The organism is Koromonas humicola (assembly GCF_059726255.1).
This window is the reverse complement of the sequence record NZ_AP040873.1, coordinates 882,396-901,760: the sequence shown is the minus strand read 5'-3', so window position 1 is coordinate 901,760 and position 19,365 is coordinate 882,396. Positions and strand designations below refer to the sequence as shown.

Here is a 19,365-nt window from a genome sequence, read left to right as displayed (position 1 = left end):
TGAATGGTCTTGACGGTACAATTCTTGGCTTCCTCCTATTCGCCAAGGTAAACGCGGAAGACCCGGGCAACGTTCGTCTCGTACACCGATCCTGGACAATGATGCATCTGTACTGTTGATTGAGCATCTTTAGTACTAGAAAGCAGATCGGCGCGAATGTTGGAGAGCGAACTGTTTTCACTTTTCGAACGTACTAGTGACGCCGCCTTCTCAGTCGATCAGGAAGGCAGCATATGTTCATGGAACAAAGCAGCCGAAAAGCTATTCGGGTACACCGCGTCCGAGGCGCTATCCAAGACGTGCTATGAACTTCTCCACGGGTTGGGCCCACTCGGCACACAAGTCTGTCACAAGCACGCCTGCATACTACAGTGTGTCGGGAAAGATGCCAGCATCCCAAACTTCGATATGAGTGCGAAGACCCGGTCTGGTCAGCGGGTCTGGATCAACATGTCAACAGTCGTATTCGATAATCCGCGTACGGGGCGTCAACTGCTCGTGCATCTCGCCCACGACATTACCGATCAGAAGAGAACCGAAGATCTAGTTCACAAAATGCTGCACCTTTCCAAAGAGTTGACTGGCGTAGGCAATAGCCCAGTGCGCGCCGCCCCAGTTCCCTCACTGTCCGAACACGAAAGGCGGGTACTGAAGCTGTTTGCCGATGGGAAGGACTCTGCCGAGGTAGCCCACCATCTAGGCATAACAGCTCAGACGTTACGGAACCACCTGCATCACATCAACCAGAAATTGCGGACTCACAATCGCCTCGAAGCCGTGATGAATGCAATCCAGCGCAAGCTCATTTAGCCAGGCGTCTGAACCACTCCCACCATCGTATCTGCTTATCCATCGCTCTCCTCTGAAGGATTCGGTATGGAGGAGAGAGCATCGCTGCACGGGAAAGTGTGGCTCAGAGTCTCATCCAAGCCTCGCTCCCTCGTTGGATCGATGAGGTTGAGCTTCGCATTTTGACGCACAGCTCTCTCGCCTTGCCTCGATTGAGGTCGCGGATTCCTACCTCCGCTCAACGATTTCATCCCGTCTCGGTTCTTCTGATTGCCACTGGGATTCGCGAAGGATATCCCTTTCCGGAGATTTAGGTACGAGGATGATGCCAGCACTCATCGTGAACTGCAGATTGAATTGGGTGCAACACTGCCCGCACAACCAGAAGTAAACTGTGGCGTGTCCAGGTTTCTTCTCGCAGATTACGGCGGGCACGTCGCGGCAGGGCTCTTCCGGATCTCTGATCTCGTATGGGAAGAGATGTCCCTCGCGAGAATAACGAAATTCTCTATTGCAGTTTGGATTGGCGCATTTTTTGACCATGTATTTGCTCCGTAGGCGCATGAGCTGACCATGTGCAACCGTCTCAGTTATCCTGCAATATCAGGGCAAGGACAATGCACTCTTTGTACTGCCGCTTGTTAGGCAAATACCAGCCACCCAAGATGATGGAATCTGCAACTCGGCAAATGTGCTTGCCCTTCCGGCTATCTCCGAAACAGGTCGACAATGGCTTTCTTCATCACTTGCCCATACACGATGGAAATTGAAGTGGTCAGCGGAATTTCTTTCGGGCATATGCGAACGCAATTTTGGGCATAGCTGCACTCATGAATTCCGCCGTCGCCCATCATTGCTTCTAGACGTTCCTCTTTCAGTACCTCGCCCGTCGGATGCAGATTGAATAGACGGACTTGATTGATAACGGCTGCGCCCACGAAGCGGGTTTCTTGTGTCATCTGTGGACATACCTCCAGGCACACGCAGCAGGAGATGCAGCGGGAAAGAGGATATGCTTCCCTTCGAGCGTTTCAGGTTCTCAAACAGCACACTTCGATCCACCATGAGATCGCGCCGCCATTGCAGACTTTCCATTGATCAGCATGGCACAAGAACCGCATACCTCTTCCAGGCAATTGGACTCGTAGACGATTGGAGATGTGGCCACCCCTGAAGTCGTGACAGGGTCAGCAGCGATGTCCATCAGCGCCGAAATGACGTTCATTCCCGAACGCCAGCGCACATCAAAGTCTTCCAAGTACGGCTGGGAACCAGGCTTCCCTTGTCGCTTGATTCTGATGTGTACGACTTGGTCAGCCACTTCCCCTCCTCTGTTCGTAACACGACTGGCACTTAACCGACGCATCGATGAGTCGGTTTACTTCGTGTCTGCTGAGTGCGAAGTCGGCCAGCAAATAGTTAGTAGAAATGCACTCTCCTCCAAGGCTTCGACATCGTGAGGAATTCCACAATCCAAAACCAGTACATCCCCAACTGCCACCTCTACTTTTCGTGAGTTGGGAAGGTGTAAGCGAAGTTGTCCCGCAAGACACTGAATCGAAATCCTGCCCTCTGCTCGATGCTGATCCATGCGGGTGTGTGCCTTCATCGAAATCAACACAACTCGGAAGTCCGCGTATTTCGCCAGGGTTTTCGAACTGCGTCCGCTTGTCTGATCCCAGGCATCGGCATGATGAAGTTCTGCCAATTCTTTTGCCACATTGAACTGGATGCTCGCTCCAGCCAACTGAGGAAGCCTCGTCAAACTGGCGCGATATTCATCGGACCGGCAGCTCTCATCTTGTGTGCTCATCGACTTTGTCTCCTGATGAACCAGATTCGCTGCCGATTTCTATGGCAAAGCGTTGATGTCGGTCAGCATCACAATGCTCGGTGGTGCAAAAGCTTTCGTAAATGATTCATGCGTCACCAATGTAGTGATAGGCGTACTTCCCTCAGCGCGGTACTTGTTGTTGTAAGCTTCGCGACTGTCATCCGGGATAGCTGCCAGCAGCCAACAATCGATACATACAGATGAGGAGCAGCGGAATGGAACTCGCTCAACGACGGCAATTCCTGATCTCACGGGGTTGGATTCAGGCTGTAGTAATCGTCATGATTTTCGGCTTTACCGTGATGGGGCTCTTGACGTATCGGACATACACTGGTGAGCCGCCGATTCCGGCACGCGTCACAGATACCTCTGGCCATCTACTCTTCACACGCGGCGACGTTATTGCTGGACAGGGAGTGTTCCTTCGAAATGGCCTGATGGAGTACGGTTCGATCTTCGGACATGGTGCGTATTTGGGTCCAGATTTCACGGCCGATTATCTGCATCGTGCAGCGCTCAGTGTCACCGATTTTTATGGCGGAGATTCATCGGACAGCGCCAAGAGGAAGACGGTAACTGATTTCAAGAACAATCGGTTCGATAGTTCTGCCGACGTTCTGACCTATACACCCGCCCAGGTGCATGCATTCGAGCAACTGCGTATCTATTACGGCGAGTTGTTCGGCGAGCCAACCACCAAGTATGGCCTTCGTCCCAACGCCATTCGCGACCCTGAGCAGATTCGCCAACTGACCGCATTCTTCAGCTGGTCGGCTTGGACCGCATCGACTCTCAGGCCTGGCCTGCAATACTCCTATACCAACAACTGGCCTCCCGAGCCGCTGGTCGAGAACCGGGCGACTGCTGATGCAATCGTGTGGAGTGTCCTATCGCTGATTGCCCTGCTGGGCGGAATCGGTCTGCTGTTTGCTGCATTTGGGCGCTGGAACTTCTTAGGTTGGCATGGACGTGAACAGCAGACGGTCTCATTTCGCCCCCCGAACTTGGTCATTTTGACCCCAGCACAACGGGCGTGTGCCTGGTTCTTCCTCGTCATGGGCCTGCTATTTTTGTTGCAAACGCTCGTGGGTGGTGCATCCCAGCACTATCGAGCTGATATCTCCAACTTTTTTGGAATCGACCTTGCGCGCCTTCTTCCGTTCAACATCGCGCGCACTTGGCACTTGCAGCTTGCAATATTCTGGGTCTCGACCTCATACCTTGCCGCTGGAATATTCCTTGCCCCGATGATTACCGGTCGCGAACCGCGTGGCCAGAGCTTGCTGGCGTATGGCCTTTTGGGCGCTTTGGCGATTGTGGTTTTTGGGAGCTTGATTGGTGAGTATGTCGGGATCGAAGGATGGTTCAAGACCAAGGCCTGGATCTGGTTTGGCAGTCAGGGTTTTGAGTACCTCGACTTGGGACGATTCTGGCAGATATTACTTACGGTTGGCCTTTTGTTCTGGGTCATCATTCTCTTTCGTGGGCTGCGGGGACGACTACAAGGCGAGCACATGGGGAACATGCCCTGGCTCTTTTTCTTTTCGGCGCTGTCAATCCCGGCGTTTTATGCGGTCGGATTGCTCGCTCACCCCGGATCGCACTTTACAACCACTGATTTCTGGCGCTTTTGGGTCGTGCATCTCTGGGTAGAAGACTTCCTCGAATTGTTCACGACAATCATGGTCGCCTATGTGTTCGTGCTGTTAGGCGTGGTGCATGAACGCGTGGCATTAACCATGATCTATTTGGACATGGTGCTCTACTCGGCTGGCGGCGTAATCGGCACGATGCACCACCTATATTTTTCAGGAGAGCCCGCTATTCACATGTCGTTGGGCGCCTTCTTCTCTGCAGCTGAGGTGATCCCTCTCACGCTGCTGACCCTGGAGGCATGGAGCTTCCTGCAACTTGGAGCGGAGCAGGAAACAAAATCGAAGACCTTGTTCCCCCACTACTGGGCTGTGATGTTTCTCGCCGCCGTAGGATTTTGGAACTTTCTGGGTGCCGGGATATTTGGATTTCTGATCAATCTTCCCGTTGTGTCGTACTACGAGATCGGTACAGCTCTCACGCCCAATCATGGTCATGCCGCAATGATGGGGGTGTACGGAATGTTGTCGGTAGGGCTGGCTTTGTTCTGCTTGCGCTACATCATTCCCGAAAAGCTATGGTCTGACCGAGCCGCTAAGATCAGTTTCTGGTCACTGAATCTCGGGCTGGCCTGGATGGTGTTTGCGACGCTCTTTCCTTTGGGGGTCCTGCAACTCTACCACTCCATCGCCTATGGCTATTACGACGCACGCACTCTGAAGTTCGTTGGAAATTCAACCAACTCACTCATCGAATGGCTGCGACTTCCGGGTGACATCGTGTTCATTCTCGGCGGTACTCTGCCTGTTCTATATCTCTGCGGGTTGGGGGTTCGTCATATGAGAAGGCATAGTCCCGCCGTAGAGCCATCGAACATTCTCTTCACCGAATTGACCGACTCCACAAAGGGACGTTAGCGATGCACGGTATAGATGTTCAGGTACTGTTAGCATCCGGCTACGCGATTTTCCTTGCACTCGTCGCGGGGGTCCTTGAACTCGCCGCGCGTCATTCACATCAGCGGACGAAAAAGATCCCTCTTGTTGGGTTCTCATATCAGCCAGAACTGGACATCTGGAAATGTCCCGACGGTAAACACCTCTATCGCACTGAGGTGTTGGAATCGAGCACGGTGCGCTATCGGGCGCATGCACATCACTGCAACGACTGCCCGATTAAATACCGATGCACTGATTCCGATGAAGGCCGGGTCATTGAAGTCCAACCTGACTCGTGGCTCCAGTCTGAGCTCCGCAAATTTCACCACGCACTCTCGTTGACCCTGTTAGGCCTTGCGAATCTGATCCTGATCCTCACGATGCATCGACACAACAATACACGCGAACAGTGGATTCTCATGCTCTCCGTGTTCTGCATCACGGGCGCGTGGCTCACAGTTTTCCGGGCAGGCTCGACTCAAAAATCCAGCTGGATGTAAAAAATCGCCAACTGCCATTCAGCATTCATGTGACGTTAGCTGCGAGAAAAGGTGATCGCAAGCACTGATTCAGAATAGAAAAGGCCCCAAGATCGTTAGCCGGGTTTAAAGTGTATGGCCAGATACCCCGCGCTCTTTGCAATGGGTATGTTGTTCTGAGGCGATGGGTTCACGGATCGCTGTGTGGGTGCAAGCTGTAGCTCGATCGCTCTCAACTGCTGACCCGAAATTGGCGACTAACATGCAGTTCATCAACATGCATCTCCGAGCTGGGAGCCTGAACCATGACATCAAGCCTTGACTCCAAACTCTTCGCCTCTCTTGCTCTCCTACACGGATCAGAGCATCTTGGCGTTGTCTCGGGTGCAATGGAACGAATTACGAACGCAAACGAAGCGTTCCTGCAGATGATTGGTTATACGCAGGAGGAGATGGACGCCGGACTCATTGGAGCTTGCGAACAAGTTGGCGCACGAGATCAACAATCCACTCCAGGCACTCACGAACATCACCGACCTTTTATCCACCCACAAGGATGTTCAAAGTGAAGCGCGTGATCTTGTGAGGATGGCACAGGAGCAACTGACTAGAGTAGCCGAGACGGTTACGCAATTGCTGAGGGTGGACTTCGAGACTCCTCGAATGTTCGCGCCGGAGATTGTGAAACTCATCGACCAGGTGAGGTCGGAAGTCAACCCGTCCCACCTGAGCAAAGGGTCCGCAGCCTAGAACCAGCATCTGCAGTCGGGGCAGGAGCTCAGGGCCGGGGCGGTAAGGGACTCAGGTTCCTGAAACGAGGAACGTGTTTCCCCCGCAGATCATCTGAAATGTGTATCTGTTTAGTTAAATGTCATGCATTCGACAAGGCCAAAGCGGAATGCTTTACATTCTGTGCGGGTTCTGTACCTTGCAACCATCCTCTCGTCCCTCGGCACTGCCCATCGTTAGAGCAACAACAGGAATAGATCTCCTGAGAATTCGTCTGCTTTTCAAACTCTTCTCCTTGGCTGCAGTTTAGCTGCACAATATCCTCTCGTCAGGCATCTGCATCCGCTTTTATTCGATCAGCATCAATTTGCCCGTGCTCAACGCACTTGCGCGGGCTTGCGGGCCGCCTGCAACGAGTACGCGAGGAGGAACGCACGATGGTAGCGCGCGAGTTGCACGACCAGATTGGGCGAATCCTGACTCGGCCATCGGCCTTGAGCCACTCTGCTTCTTGCTTGGATTTTGATCGGAACGATCCACCGGTCACTGACTTGCTGTTATTCATTCCTGCTCGCAGTGGTTGAGTTGCTGTACACAGCCCAAAGCGTTTCTGCAGCGCTGGAATGTTGGGCATCGCGGCCGTAGGTGACATGCCTCCAAATCCGCAGACTAGCGCAGTAGAAGGTGGCCTGTTTTGGGTGAATCCCAAAGAAATTTTGGCGCAGAGAAAGGATAGACGGAAGATGTCCCAGTTCTTCCCGCCTATCGCTAATGCGATTATTCGGCTGTCCTTGCTGGGGGTATTGGCCGCTCTCGCACTGATGGCATGGCTTGGCTATCTGCTCGTCCGCTCTCCGTACGAGACCGTGCAGGATGTTCCCCGACAACAACCAATTGCATTCAGTCATGAGCATCATGTTTCTGGACTAGGCATTGATTGCCGCTACTGCCACACCAGCGTTGAAACATCGTCGTTTGCAAATCTACCTGCAACGAAAATTTGCTTGAACTGCCATTCGCAGATGTGGGCTGTAGCTCCGATATTGGAACCGCTGCGTCAAAGCTATCGGACTGGAAAATCGCTCGAGTGGACACGCGTGCACGACCTGCCTCAGTTCGTTTATTTCAATCACAGCATCCACGTGAATAAGGGAATCGGCTGCTCCTCATGTCACGGCCGCGTCGACAAGATGCCGCTTACTTGGCAGGCCCAGAATCTGCGCATGAGTTGGTGCCTAGACTGCCATAGGCATCCAGAAAAGTATGTTCGTCCCGAAGACAAGGTGTTCGACATGACGTATACACCGCCGCACAATCAGGCCGCGCTCGGGAAACGTCTGGTTAGCGAATACCGCATCCAGAGCCTAACAAGTTGCTCCACATGCCATCGATGAACATGCCAAAACCTAATTCCAACTTCGTCCCTCTCAAAGCGCTGACCGACCAGCCCGCGTACCAAGGCTACTGGCAGCGTCTGGAGGAACTCGACTGCTCCGGATTCAAAGACGAAGAGCATTGCGATGGAAGCACTTCGATCACAGAGCTGAGTCGGAGACGATTTCTGCAGCTTGCGGGTGCGTCCTTTGCCCTGGCGGGAGTAACGGGATGTACGCGTCAGCCAGTGGAGACGATTCTTCCTTATGTTGATCCACCCGAGAAGGCAATTCCCGGGAAGCCCGTATTCTACGCAACTGCGGTTCCGATTGGGGGCCTCCTCCAAGGCGTGCTGGTTGAGAGCCATCTCGGTAGGCCGACGAAAGTCGAGGGGAATCCGGACCACCCTGCAAGTCTGGGCGCGACCTCGGTTCACTCGCAGTCCAGCATACTCGACCTCTATGATCCCGATCGCGCGAGGCAAATCCGTTACAACGATGAAGCACGCACTTGGGAAAACTTCCTCATCGCCATCGGCCAGCAGTTAGACTCTTTGCGCGCTTCTCAAGGCGAGGGCCTTCGTATTCTGACTGAGACCGTTGTCTCGCCCACGCTCGGCGAGTGCATACGGAGAGTCATCTCTGCGTTCCCAAAAGCACAATGGCACCAGTTTGATCCCGCCGGTTCTCACTCCGCACGTGCAGGCGCACAGCTCGCCTTCGGTCAGGCCGTCAACACACGCTACAACCTAGCCGACGCTGATGTAATCCTCGCACTCGACTCCGACTTCCTGGCCTGCGGTGAAGACTCCACTCGACTGACGCACGATTACGCATTTCGGCGAACGCAAGGCGACCGCACGAACATGAACCGTTTGTATGCGGTCGAAAGCACCATGACGGCAACCGGCGGCAAGGCAGACCATCGACTGCCATTGCGTTACACAGAGGTTGAACTCTTCACTCGCGAGTTGGCTGCCGCGTTGGGCGTGGTTGAAAGCGGTACCCCGTCTTCGCTTCATCCCGAGTGGGTGCGCGCCCTAGTGCAGGATCTACAAAGCCATCGCGGAAGGTGCGCCGTCGTTACTGGCTCACATCAGTCCGCAGCCGTACAGGCGCTTGCGCACGCAATCAATGCCAAGCTTGGAAACACGGGCAGAACGGTCATCTATACCGCATCCCTTGAAGTTCAATCGGTAGATCAGATTGAATCGCTCAAGCATCTCGCGGCAGACATGCGCTCCGGCGCCGTCGAGTTGCTCCTGATTCTTGGCGGAAATCCCGTCTACAACGCGCCTGCCGATCTTGATTTTGCCGCAGCTCTGAAAGGTGTGCGAAATGCGGTGCACGTTGGTCTGCATGACGACGAGACATCGGCACACTGCGCATGGCACATCCCGGAATCGCATTTCCTCGAAGAGTGGGCCGACGGACGCGCACCCGATGGCAGCGTATCCATTCTGCAGCCGCTTATCATGCCGATGTATGACTCCTACTCGCATTTACGCGTGCTGGATGCGTTGGTATTGCAGCCGGGCCGGAGCTCTTACGAGGTCGTTCGCGAGCACTGGAAAAATCACTCAGAAGCCAGTGACTTCGAGCAATGGTGGCGCAAGTCAGTGCACGATGGCATTGTCGCCAACTCGGCTATGCCGCAGATCACACCTGCGCCGGCTGCAACTTTCGCGACTGCACTGAACCAGCCGCAGCCAGCACAGGAGTTGGAAGTCGTGTTCCGCCCCGATCCGTATCTCCTCGATGGCCGTTTCGCAAACAACACTTGGCTTCTGGAATTGCCTCAGCCGATGACTAAGCTCACTTGGGACAACGCCATCTACCTGAGTCCTGCAACTGCGAAACGATACGGAGTATGGAACCTCGATGTCGTGACCTTGACCCGGCAAGGACGAACCGTTGAGGGAGGCGTCTGGGTTCTCCCCGGCCATCCGGATGACTCCGTAACAGTTCATCTGGGGTGGGGACGCTGGCGAGCGGGACACGCCGGCACTGGTGCTGGCTTCAATGCGTATCACATAAGAACTTCCGACGCCATGTGGAACGGCTCAGGGGTAGAGATCAAGAAGACTGGCAAGCACGTCGCACTCGCTACCACGCAGACTGAGCAGCGCATGGAGGGCCGCGATCTCATCCTCTCGCATAGCGTGGATGAGTACATGAGGGAACCGGACTTCGCCAGGCGGGAATCCAAAGAGCCTCCGCCCAAGCTCACGCTCTATCCCAAGTGGGACTACTCCGGCTATGCATGGGGAATGTCGATTGACCTCACGAAATGTGTCAACTGCAACGCCTGCGTAGTCGCGTGCCAGGCGGAGAACAATATTCCGGTCGTCGGGAAGGAGCAGGTGCTTACACATCGCGCCATGCATTGGCTGCGCATTGATACCTACTACAAAGGAAGTGCTGAATCTCCCGAAGCGGCATATCAACCGGTGCCCTGTATGCAATGCGAGAACGCTCCGTGCGAACTCGTCTGCCCGGTTCAAGCCACTAATCACAGTAGTGATGGCCTGAATGACATGGTGTACAACCGCTGCGTCGGCACACGCTATTGCTCCAACAACTGCCCATACAAAGTTCGTCGCTTCAACTTCACGCTGTTCCAAGATTGGGTGACGGAGTCGATCAAACTGCAGCGCAATCCTGACGTTACCGTCCGCAGCCGAGGTGTGATGGAGAAGTGCACCTACTGCGTGCAGCGCATCCGCGAGGCCGATATCCATGCTCGTATCGACAACCGCTTCATTCGAGACGGTGAGGTGAAGACAGCATGCCAGCAGGTCTGCCCCTCCGAAGCCATCGTCTTCGGAGACATCAATAATCCTTCCAACCGCGTGGCGAAGTTGAAGACGCTCAATCTGAATTATGACTTGCTCGCTGAATTGAACACGCGCCCGCGAACAAGCTATCTGGCTGAATTGCGCAATCCGAATCCAGAGCTCAAGAAGGGAGACCCCTCGTGATCGAAGAGAAACAGCGCCTGGCGACTCCTGAAAAGCCTCCTGATGCAGGCGCTCCCGTGCTGGCTGCCGGGCAAACCTTCGGGACAGTAACGGACCAGATCACGTCGCTGGTGCTCACGCGCAAAACACCTATCTTCTGGTATGCCACTTTTGGCGTGGGCATGCTGGCGTTGATGGTGTTTCTCACTGCATTCAGCTATCTGATGTACAAAGGCATCGCGATCTTCGGAACACAGATCCCGGTGGCATGGGCATTCCCGATCACCAACTTTGTCTGGTGGATCGGAATCGGCCATGCTGGCACGCTGATCTCCGCAATCCTGCTGTTGCTGAACCAAGGCTGGCGCAACTCGATCAATCGCTTTGCCGAGGCGATGACCATCTTCGCCGTGATGTGCGCAGGGCTGTTTCCGGTAATCCACCTTGGGCGTCCGTGGCTGCTCTACTGGCTGCTCCCTTATCCCAACACAATGACAATCCAGCCGCAATTCCGGAGTCCGCTGGTTTGGGATGTCTTCGCTGTCTCCACTTACGCAACGGTCTCGCTACTGTTCTGGTATCTCGGGATGATCCCCGACCTCGCCAGTCTGCGCGATCGGTCGCGGAGCAAACTGGCGTACGCCTTCTACGGAATTCTTTGCCTGGGATGGCGCGGAGCATCTCGGCATTGGCGCTGGCATGACACGGCATCGCTGCTACTCGCGGGATTGGCTACGCCGCTTGTTCTTTCTGTGCACACAGTTGTCAGTTTCGATTTCACCATTGCCATAGTTCCCGGATGGCACTCCACCATCTTTCCCCCGTACTTTGTCGCTGGGGCAATCTACTCAGGGTTTGCGATGGTGCTGATCCTGGCTATTCCGTTACGAGCGGTTTATGGACTGCAAAACCTGATCACTGAGCGTCACCTGAATAACTGCGCCAAGCTGATGCTCAGCACCGGTCTGATTCTCGCTTACACCTATGCCTTCGACCCTTTACTGCCTGGTACAGCGGCGACCGCTTTGAGATGTACGTGGTGCACAACCGGGCGTTTGGGCCTTACGCATGGGCCTATTGGCTCACCTTGACGTGCAATGTTTTTATTCCACAACTGCTGTGGTTCAAGTCATTCCGCGTCCGACCCGGGCGGCTCTTCTTTGTGGCCGTGGTTGTGTTGTATGGCATGTGGCTGGAGCGGTACATGCTCATTGTTAGTTCACTGCATCGCGATTTTATGCCATCCGCCTGGGCCAACTTCGTCGCAACGCGATGGGACCTCGGGATTCTGCTCGGCTCCATCGGACTGTTTACCGTGTGCTTCATGCTGTTCGTCCGCTTCCTGCCGATGATCTCGATCTTTGAAGTGCGCCAGTTGCTGCCATTCTCGAAGCCGGGAGGAGGTGCCGAGAAATGACTGAGTTGCCAGTCTACGGTGTGGTTGCCGAGTTTGATGATCCGGAGAAGCTATTGCAGGCGGCGCGGGCTGTTCGCGATAGGGGCTACAAGTACTTCGAAGCCTATACTCCCTATCCGGTGAAAGAACTCGACGAAGTCGTACCCGGCAGCGATCCTGTCCCCGCCATTGTTCTCGCGGGCGGACTCTGCGGCGGCATTACTGCCTGGGTGTTGCAGTACTACATTGCGGTCATAGACTATCCGACCAACATCGGCGGACGTCCGCTTAATAGCTGGCCGTCATTCATACCCATCATTTTCGAACTCTCCGTACTCTTTGCAGCCGCAGCAGCTTTCTTCGGTACGCTCTGGCTTTGCGGGCTGCCGTTGCTGCACCACCCCATCTTCAACGCACGCGGGGCCGCCCGGGTATCCAAGGACCGGTTTCTGCTCTGCATTGAGGCCCGCGAGTGGGACTTTGATGCGGAAAAGATCGAGGATTTTCTCTCAGAACTGGAGCCGCTGCATGTATCGCAGGTCATCAACGAGTAGCGGTCGTACTGCGGCGCGCTCCGCCGCATTTGCCGCAGTTGCCTGCCTGGCTGCGCTGTGCGCGAGTTGCCGGCGCGATATGCAGGACCAGCCCAAGGTGCTCCCGTTACAGGCCAGCCGCTTTTTTGCCGATGGCAGATCGGCGCGCCCGATTCCGCCGAACACTATCGCGCGCGACGCACTCAACGATACTGACCCGATGCACACCGGCGCCGATCATGGGCGCTTCGTGGAAGCTATGCCGGTGCCGGTCAGTCGCGCATTGCTGAAGCGTGGACAGCAGCGTTTCGGCATCTACTGCACTCCCTGCCACGGCCCGCTCGGAGACGGTAACGGCATGATCGCGAAGCGCGGATTCAAGTGGCCAGCCAATCTGCAAAGCGAGCGCCTGCGCAATGCGCCGCCCGGATACATGTTCCAGGTCATCAGCAATGGATATGGGGCCATGCCCGACTACTCTGCGCAGATCAATGTTGCCGATCGCTGGGCAATCGTTGCCTACATCCATGCACTGCAACTGAGCCGCAACGCCACTGTTGCAGATGTTCCAGCGGATCAACGCGGGAAATTGGAGGATCACCAATGAGCACGGTCGTGCCCACAAGCTATCTTCTGCAACCCACGGGAGTGCGACGCTGGCGCAACCGCGCCCTCATGGTTGGGATTGTTCTATTGATCATTTCCTGCATCGGAGCCGTCTTCAACGCTCGCGAGTTCTACGGTTCCTATCTGTTTGGATATCTCTTCTTCATCGGCCTCACGCTGGGCTCGATGGCGCTGGTTATGACGCAGTACCTCACAGGTGGGGCGTGGGGCACAATGTCGCGCAGAGTCTCAGAGGCGGCCAGCCGCACGCTCGCCCTGGATGCCCTGCTTTTCATTCCCATCATCATCGGGATTCCTTACCTGTACACGTGGGCTCATCCGGAACTGGTGCGCGTTGATGATGTTCTTCGGCATCGCAGCGGGTACATGAATCCATCGATGTTTGTTCTTCGCGCGGTGATTTACTTCATCATCTGGGGAACCATCATTTACCTTCTCAATCGCTGGTCGCGAGCGGAAGACGAGATTGGCGGGCAGCGACCGCGACTGGAGCGCCTGAGCGCGCCTGGTCTGATCATCTATGTCTTTACCGTCACATTCGCGTCGGTGGATTGGGCAGAGTCGCTTGTCAATCATTGGTACTCGACGATCTGGGGATTTCTCTTCGTTGCCAGCCAGGGACTGTCCGCTATGGCGTTCGCCATTGTCGTGCTAGCTGTGCTTTCAACCACGGAGCCAATGAGCCGTCTGCTGCGTCCTGCGCACTTCCAGGATCTTGGCAAGCTGCTGCTGATGTTCGTCATGCTGTGGGCGTACTTCGCATTTTCGCAGTTGCTGATTGTTTGGTCAGGTAATCTCTCGAGCGAAATCCACTGGTACTATCCGCGATTTGCAACGACTTGGGCGGGCGTGGGAATTTCGCTAGCAGCACTGCAGTTTGGTCTTCCCTTCTTTCTGCTGCTCTCACGTCGCCTGAAGCGGAGTCCATGGGCACTGTCCTCCGTCATCGCAATCCTGCTGGTGATGCGGTTTGTCGATCTCTATTGGGAGACCATGCCAGCACTGCACACGAACGCTGTCGCGCTCCACTGGCTTAACTTCACCACACCTGTTGCTCTGGGCGGATTGTGGATGGCTGCGTTTCTCTGGCAACTGGAGAAACTTCCGCTGATTCCGCTTAAGAGTCCAAACCTTGAGAGGGCGCTACATCATGGCGAGCGATAAAAAACAGCTGAGCTCATCGCCTGCCGGGGCACTCTGGATGGCAATGGCTGCCGTCGCGGCGTTCCTCGGATGGACCTTCTCTGAACCCGCAGGCGACACCGTTCGTCCGAGCGTGCGCTTTGAGCATAGCGATCTCCGGGCGAAGTGGGTGGTGCTTGCGGGAGTGGGGATGTTGGTTTTCACCTGGCTCAGCATTACTCTGCTCTATTTTCTTTTCGAGCATTTTGTTCATGTTCATCAGGGAGGGTCAACGCCAACACAGGCGGAGGAGGCGCAGTACGTGCACGTCCCGCCAGAGCCGCGACTGCAACAATCGCCCGCACGCGACTTGGCTGAGTTCAACGCTGAAAATTCAGCCGCGTTGAACAGCTATAGCTGGATCGAACGCAACAAGGGGATCGTCGCAATTCCAATTGAGCGAGCGATAGAGCTCACAGTGCAGCGCGGCATTCAGCCACATCCCTTCGACCCAAAACAATTTCAGCCACAGCCGCAGGCCGGATATCCGCTCACCGGCTTTGAAGGAAAGGTGGAACCGGAACCGCGATGAAGTATCTGCCGATCCTGATAGTTTTTGTTGCAACGCTCTGCCTCGCGCAGCCAGCCCAAAGCCTGCCAAGTCTTGTGGGCGTGGGAATCGATCAGCGACTGAATGCGCAGGTACCGCTCGATACGGTGTTCCTGGATGAGCAGGGCATGGAGGTAAAACTGGGCAGCTTCTTCGGTAGGCGTCCGGTGCTCCTGGTGCCGGTCTACTTCACCTGCCCCATGCTCTGCAGCCAGGTGCTGCACGGAGTCGTATCCGGACTTCGTCCTCTCTCCATAAAACCCGGTCGTGACTTCGAGGTTGTCGTATTCAGCTTCAATCCTGCCGAGACCACCGCCGCAGCTCGCGAGGCGCGCGACCGCTACACCCGTGCTTATTCACCATCAGCCGGTACCAACGGCTGGCACTTCCTCACTGCCGCGGAGCCTTCGATTCACGCCACCACCGAAGCGATTGGTTTCCATTACCGCTACGATCAGCCGCGCCAAATGTTTGTTCACCAGAGTGGCGTGATGATGCTCACGCCCTCCGGCAAGATTGCACGGTATCTCTATGGCATTGATTACGAACCTAAGGACCTTAAGCTCGGATTGATCGAAGCCTCGCACGGAAAAATCGGAAGTCGAGCCGATCAGATACTTCTCTACTGTTACCACTACGATCCCACCAAGGGCCGGTACGGTGCGATGGTGATGAACATACTGCGGTTGGGCGCGGTTCTCACTCTGGTGTTGGGGGGAATTACACTTGCGGCGCTCTGGAAGGTAGATCTGCTGCGTCACGGCAAAGGGGTGCGCGCCTCATGACCCTCGCCCTGCTGCAAAGCTCGATCTCACGGGAATACGATCTCTTCTTCTGGTCGATGGTCGTTCTGTGCGGTGCAGTGGGCACAGGTATCGCGGTCTTTCTTATCTACTCCGTCTCTAAATATCGCCGACGCTCGCCGAACGAACTTCCGTCGCAGAATGCCCTGAACATCCCGGCCGAGGTGACCTGGATCACCCTGCCAACGTTGCTGTTTCTGGTGATGTTTTACTTCGGCGTGCATCTGTACTTCAACATTGAGCGCCCCCCGGATAACTCTGTGCAGGTTTATGTAGTAGCTAAGCAGTGGATGTGGAAGACGCAACATCCGGGTGGACAGCGCGAGATCAATACACTGCACATCCCGGTCGGAAAGCCGATCCGTCTCAACATGATTTCTCAGGACGTCATTCACAGTTTTTTTGTTCCCGACTTTCGTGTCAAACAAGACGTGCTCCCCGGTCGATATACCACGATCTGGTTCCAGGCCGAGCGGCCCGGCTCGTATCACCTGTTCTGTGCCGAGTACTGTGGCACGAATCACTCCCAGATGATTGGCTGGATCTATGCCATGGAGCCAAAGGAGTATCAGCGCTGGCTTGAACAGGGTGCAGCTGAAGGCTCATTGGCCTCCACGGGCGCGAAACTCTTTCACCAGTACGGCTGCAGCAACTGTCATCGTCTTGACACTTCCGGACGCTGTCCGAACCTGAAAGGAATTTACAACCGGCCGGTGCAAATCGACGGCGGACGAACCATCGTCGCGGATGACAGCTATCTGCGCGAATCCATTGTTCAGCCGAATGCCAAGATCGTGTACGGGTACCAGCCGATCATGCCCACATTCCAACTCAAGGAGGAGGAGGTGATCGCGTTGATCTCTTACATAAAGGCTATCGGAGAGGCGCCGGGCACTGAGATGCCCTCCAGTTCCGGTGACACGCCCAAAGGATATGGAATCCAACCCGGAATCGCCGGCCCCGGAGTTCCACCGCTGAACGGCCCTGAACCAGGAGAACGCTGATGTCGAACACCGCACTCACAATCGAAAAGAACTATCTGAATGAGAAGACGGGAATTCTCTCGTGGCTGCTGACCACCGATCACAAACGTATCGGCCTTCTCTATATCTTTTCGATTACCGGCTTCTTTTTTGTTGGCGGACTGTTCGCGTTGTTGATGCGTCTGAACCTGTTATCGCCTCACGGTCTCATCGTCACTCCGGCCACGTATAACAAGCTCTTCACCATGCATGGCATCATGATGGTCTGGTTCTTCCTGATCCCTTCCATTCCCAACACACTGGGCAATTTTGTGCTTCCCATGATGATCGGGGCCAAGGATCTCGCCTTTCCTAAAATCAACCTGGCGAGTTGGTATGTGTTCATGTTGGGGGGAATGGTAACTCTCTTTGCTATGGCGCGCGGTGGCGTTGATACCGGCTGGACCTTTTACACTCCCTTCAGCACGGGATATTCCACCACATACGTTATTGCGGCTGCGCTAGGAATTTTCATCGCAGGCTTCTCGTCGATCATGACCGGGCTGAATTTTATAGCCACTGTTCATCGCATGCGGGCCCCGGGACTCACCTGGTTCCGGCTGCCAATCTTCATTTGGTCAACGTACGCTACCAGTCTCATCCTGGTGCTAGCCACGCCGGTGCTCGCCATCACCTTACTGATGGTCGCCGTCGAGCGCCTGTTCAAGGTCGGCATCTTCGACCCCGCTCTTGGTGGCGATCCGGTGCTTTTCCAGCATTTGTTTTGGTTCTATTCGCACCCTGCGGTGTACATCATGGTGCTGCCCGCCATGGCGGTAGTCAGCGAAATCATTCCCACGTTTTCGCGGAAACCAATCTTTGGCTACAAGGCGGTCGCCTTCTCGAGCATGGCCATCGCCGTCGTTGGATTCCTCGTCTGGGGGCATCACATGTTTGTCGCTGGGCTCTCGGTTTACTCGGCGATGGCCTTTTCCTTCCTCAGCTACATGGTCGCCGTTCCCTCGGCAATCAAGGTTTTCAACTGGACGGCAACGATGTATCGCGGTTCCATCGAATTATCTACTCCGATGCTATACGCCATCGGCTTCGTTGGACTTTTCAGTATTGGAGGCATGACAGGGCTGTTTCTTGCTGCTTTAGGATTGGATGTCCACGTTACTGATACATACTTCGTCGTCGCGCATTTCCACTACATCATGGTCGGTGGGACAGTGATGGCATTCCTCGGCGGCATCCACTTCTGGTGGCCTAAGATCAGTGGCAAGATGTATCCGGAGTTCATAGCCAAGCTCTGTGCGCTAACGGTATTTCTCGGTTTCAATCTCACATTCTTCCCGCAATTTGTTCTCGGCTATTTGGGGATGCCGCGACGCTATGCTAGTTACCCTGCCGAATTCCAAATTCTCAACGTGTTGTCCACAGCTGGGGCTTCCATCCTGGGAGTTGGTTACATTGTGCCGCTGATTTATCTAATCTGGGCGTGGAAGTATGGCGATCCCGCCCCGCCCAATCCTTGGCGAGCTACGGGCCTCGAGTGGAAGACGCCTTCGCCTCCGCCCACCCACAACTTCGAGGAGACACCCACCGTCACTTGGGGTGCTTACGACTTTGAGACGCAAAAAGAGGAGCTGAAACTTGGCTGATCCCGTATCCATCGTCGTCCGAGAACAGTTTCACAACCCCGAGCAGCAGCGCGAGACTGCCTCGGCTGGGATGTGGGTGTTCATCATCACCGAGTTCATGCTCTTCGGCGGCCTGTTTATGGCCTTCACCGTGTATCGGCTCAACTTCTATCAAGGCTTTGAGGTGGGCAGCAAAGAGATGGAGTTCTTGATTGGCGCTGTGAATACGGCAGTGCTCATCTGTAGCAGCCTGACCATGGCGATGGCTGTGCACAGCGCCGAAACTGGGAGAAGAACCCGCCTCGCGCTCTTCCTTCTGGCAACTATCCTCATCGGCATGGTCTTTCTCGGGTTCAAGTTCTATGAATACTATCTACACTATTTGGATAGCAAAGTACCTGGGCTGAACTTCCACTCCACCAGTCCTTATGCAGCCCACGAGCAGCTCTTCTTTGTTTTCTACTTCATCATGACCGGCCTGCATGCCACGCACATGATCATCGGCATGGGCCTGATTGCAGTGATGCTTGCGCGCAGTCTCTTCGGTTCCTTCTCAACCGGGTACCACACTCCAATCGACAACATAGGACTGTACTGGCATTTCGTCGATATGGTGTGGGTCTTTCTGTTCGCAATTTTCTATATTCCGGGAGCCCATCTGAAATGAACCATCCTCGCGTTTCAGCGCCCGTATATCTTTTCACGTGGCTTGGTCTGCTGGGCCTAACTCTGCTGACCTCGCTGCTCGCACTGCTTAACCTTGGCAGAATGAGCATGATCATAGGACTGTTGATTGCCGGGGCTAAAGCGCTGCTGATCGCGGGATTCTTTATGCACGTCTTCTATGAAACAAAGCTGGTGAAGGTTGTCGTCGCAGGAGGCGTGATGTGGATCCTGATACTCTTCACATTGACGCTGTGTGATTACATTACTCGCGGTTGGCTACCATTCCCAGGCAAGTGAAGTCAGAATCT

20 protein-coding genes are annotated in these 19,365 nt (G+C 54.9%); 17 read left to right on the top strand and 3 right to left on the bottom strand.

From position 1 onward, the window contains the following. The first annotated feature begins 156 nt into the window (after positions 1 to 156). A complete protein-coding gene (locus AC6IZD_RS03985) occupies positions 157 to 810 on the top strand; it encodes a helix-turn-helix transcriptional regulator (RefSeq protein WP_497786388.1) in 654 nt (217 codons plus the stop codon). Between the two features lie 686 nt (positions 811 to 1,496). Here the strand turns inward: AC6IZD_RS03985 and AC6IZD_RS03980 are convergent. The 3 genes from AC6IZD_RS03980 to AC6IZD_RS03970 all read right to left on the bottom strand — a co-directional run bounded on the left by AC6IZD_RS03980 (position 1,497) and on the right by AC6IZD_RS03970 (position 2,602). After that, on the bottom strand, positions 1,497 to 1,748 hold the full coding sequence (locus AC6IZD_RS03980; RefSeq protein WP_497786387.1) for a hypothetical protein: 252 nt from the start codon (positions 1,746 to 1,748) through the stop codon (positions 1,497 to 1,499). 80 nt (positions 1,749 to 1,828) lie between these two features. Then, positions 1,829 to 2,110 (bottom strand): 2Fe-2S iron-sulfur cluster-binding protein, encoded by a 282-nt coding sequence (locus AC6IZD_RS03975; protein ID WP_497786386.1) that lies wholly within the window; start codon positions 2,108 to 2,110, stop codon positions 1,829 to 1,831. A gap of 57 nt (positions 2,111 to 2,167) precedes the next feature. Further along, complete coding sequence (locus AC6IZD_RS03970; RefSeq protein WP_497786385.1) at positions 2,168 to 2,602, bottom strand: cupin domain-containing protein; 435 nt, start codon at positions 2,600 to 2,602, stop codon at positions 2,168 to 2,170. A 236-nt stretch (positions 2,603 to 2,838) separates the two neighbouring features. Between AC6IZD_RS03970 and AC6IZD_RS03965 the strand changes: the two genes are divergently transcribed. The 16 genes from AC6IZD_RS03965 (at position 2,839) to AC6IZD_RS03890 (ending at position 19,354) form a co-directional block, all read left to right on the top strand. Further along, positions 2,839 to 5,133, top strand: a complete 2,295-nt coding sequence (locus AC6IZD_RS03965; protein ID WP_497786384.1) for a nitric-oxide reductase large subunit — start codon at positions 2,839 to 2,841, stop codon at positions 5,131 to 5,133. A gap of 2 nt (positions 5,134 to 5,135) precedes the next feature. Beyond that, positions 5,136 to 5,654 (top strand): transposase, encoded by a 519-nt coding sequence (locus AC6IZD_RS03960; RefSeq protein WP_497786383.1) that lies wholly within the window; start codon positions 5,136 to 5,138, stop codon positions 5,652 to 5,654. Between the two features lie 411 nt (positions 5,655 to 6,065). Then, positions 6,066 to 6,383: a histidine kinase dimerization/phospho-acceptor domain-containing protein gene (locus AC6IZD_RS03955; protein WP_497786382.1), complete on the top strand. Its 318-nt coding sequence runs from the start codon at positions 6,066 to 6,068 to the stop codon at positions 6,381 to 6,383. A gap of 722 nt (positions 6,384 to 7,105) precedes the next feature. Continuing rightward, positions 7,106 to 7,756 (top strand): cytochrome c3 family protein, encoded by a 651-nt coding sequence (locus tag AC6IZD_RS03950; RefSeq protein WP_497786381.1) that lies wholly within the window; start codon positions 7,106 to 7,108, stop codon positions 7,754 to 7,756. Beyond that, complete coding sequence (locus tag AC6IZD_RS03945) at positions 7,744 to 10,716, top strand: 4Fe-4S dicluster domain-containing protein (RefSeq protein WP_497786380.1); 2,973 nt, start codon at positions 7,744 to 7,746, stop codon at positions 10,714 to 10,716. Before AC6IZD_RS03950 ends, AC6IZD_RS03945 begins: the two co-directional genes overlap by 13 nt. Further along, a complete protein-coding gene (gene nrfD, locus AC6IZD_RS03940; RefSeq protein ID WP_497786379.1) occupies positions 10,713 to 11,786 on the top strand; it encodes an NrfD/PsrC family molybdoenzyme membrane anchor subunit in 1,074 nt (357 codons plus the stop codon). Before AC6IZD_RS03945 ends, nrfD begins: the two co-directional genes overlap by 4 nt. Positions 11,787 to 11,899: 113 nt before the next feature. Beyond that, entirely contained in the window at positions 11,900 to 12,112 is a 213-nt protein-coding gene (locus AC6IZD_RS03935) for a hypothetical protein (RefSeq protein ID WP_497786378.1), read from the top strand. Next, the gene (locus AC6IZD_RS03930; RefSeq protein ID WP_497786377.1) at positions 12,109 to 12,645 is read left to right on the top strand and encodes a DUF3341 domain-containing protein; all 537 of its coding nucleotides are present in this window, start codon (positions 12,109 to 12,111) and stop codon (positions 12,643 to 12,645) included. The genes AC6IZD_RS03935 and AC6IZD_RS03930 overlap by 4 nt, the downstream gene beginning before the upstream one ends. Beyond that, positions 12,620 to 13,231, top strand: coding sequence for a c-type cytochrome (locus AC6IZD_RS03925; RefSeq protein ID WP_497786376.1), 612 nt, complete (start codon positions 12,620 to 12,622; stop codon positions 13,229 to 13,231). The genes AC6IZD_RS03930 and AC6IZD_RS03925 overlap by 26 nt, the downstream gene beginning before the upstream one ends. Beyond that, positions 13,228 to 14,415 (top strand): hypothetical protein, encoded by a 1,188-nt coding sequence (locus AC6IZD_RS03920; RefSeq protein ID WP_497786375.1) that lies wholly within the window; start codon positions 13,228 to 13,230, stop codon positions 14,413 to 14,415. Before AC6IZD_RS03925 ends, AC6IZD_RS03920 begins: the two co-directional genes overlap by 4 nt. Beyond that, positions 14,402 to 14,965: a hypothetical protein gene (locus AC6IZD_RS03915; RefSeq protein WP_497786374.1), complete on the top strand. Its 564-nt coding sequence runs from the start codon at positions 14,402 to 14,404 to the stop codon at positions 14,963 to 14,965. The genes AC6IZD_RS03920 and AC6IZD_RS03915 overlap by 14 nt, the downstream gene beginning before the upstream one ends. Next, the gene (locus tag AC6IZD_RS03910) at positions 14,962 to 15,768 is read left to right on the top strand and encodes an SCO family protein (RefSeq protein ID WP_497786373.1); all 807 of its coding nucleotides are present in this window, start codon (positions 14,962 to 14,964) and stop codon (positions 15,766 to 15,768) included. The genes AC6IZD_RS03915 and AC6IZD_RS03910 overlap by 4 nt, the downstream gene beginning before the upstream one ends. After that, positions 15,765 to 16,790, top strand: coding sequence for a cytochrome c oxidase subunit II (coxB, locus tag AC6IZD_RS03905; RefSeq protein WP_497786372.1), 1,026 nt, complete (start codon positions 15,765 to 15,767; stop codon positions 16,788 to 16,790). Before AC6IZD_RS03910 ends, coxB begins: the two co-directional genes overlap by 4 nt. Then, a complete protein-coding gene (gene ctaD / locus AC6IZD_RS03900; RefSeq protein ID WP_497786371.1) occupies positions 16,790 to 18,412 on the top strand; it encodes a cytochrome c oxidase subunit I in 1,623 nt (540 codons plus the stop codon). The genes coxB and ctaD overlap by 1 nt, the downstream gene beginning before the upstream one ends. After that, positions 18,405 to 19,058, top strand: coding sequence for a cytochrome c oxidase subunit 3 (locus AC6IZD_RS03895; protein ID WP_497786370.1), 654 nt, complete (start codon positions 18,405 to 18,407; stop codon positions 19,056 to 19,058). The genes ctaD and AC6IZD_RS03895 overlap by 8 nt, the downstream gene beginning before the upstream one ends. After that, positions 19,055 to 19,354 (top strand): cytochrome C oxidase subunit IV family protein, encoded by a 300-nt coding sequence (locus AC6IZD_RS03890; protein WP_497786369.1) that lies wholly within the window; start codon positions 19,055 to 19,057, stop codon positions 19,352 to 19,354. Before AC6IZD_RS03895 ends, AC6IZD_RS03890 begins: the two co-directional genes overlap by 4 nt. Positions 19,355 to 19,365 lie beyond the last annotated feature (11 nt).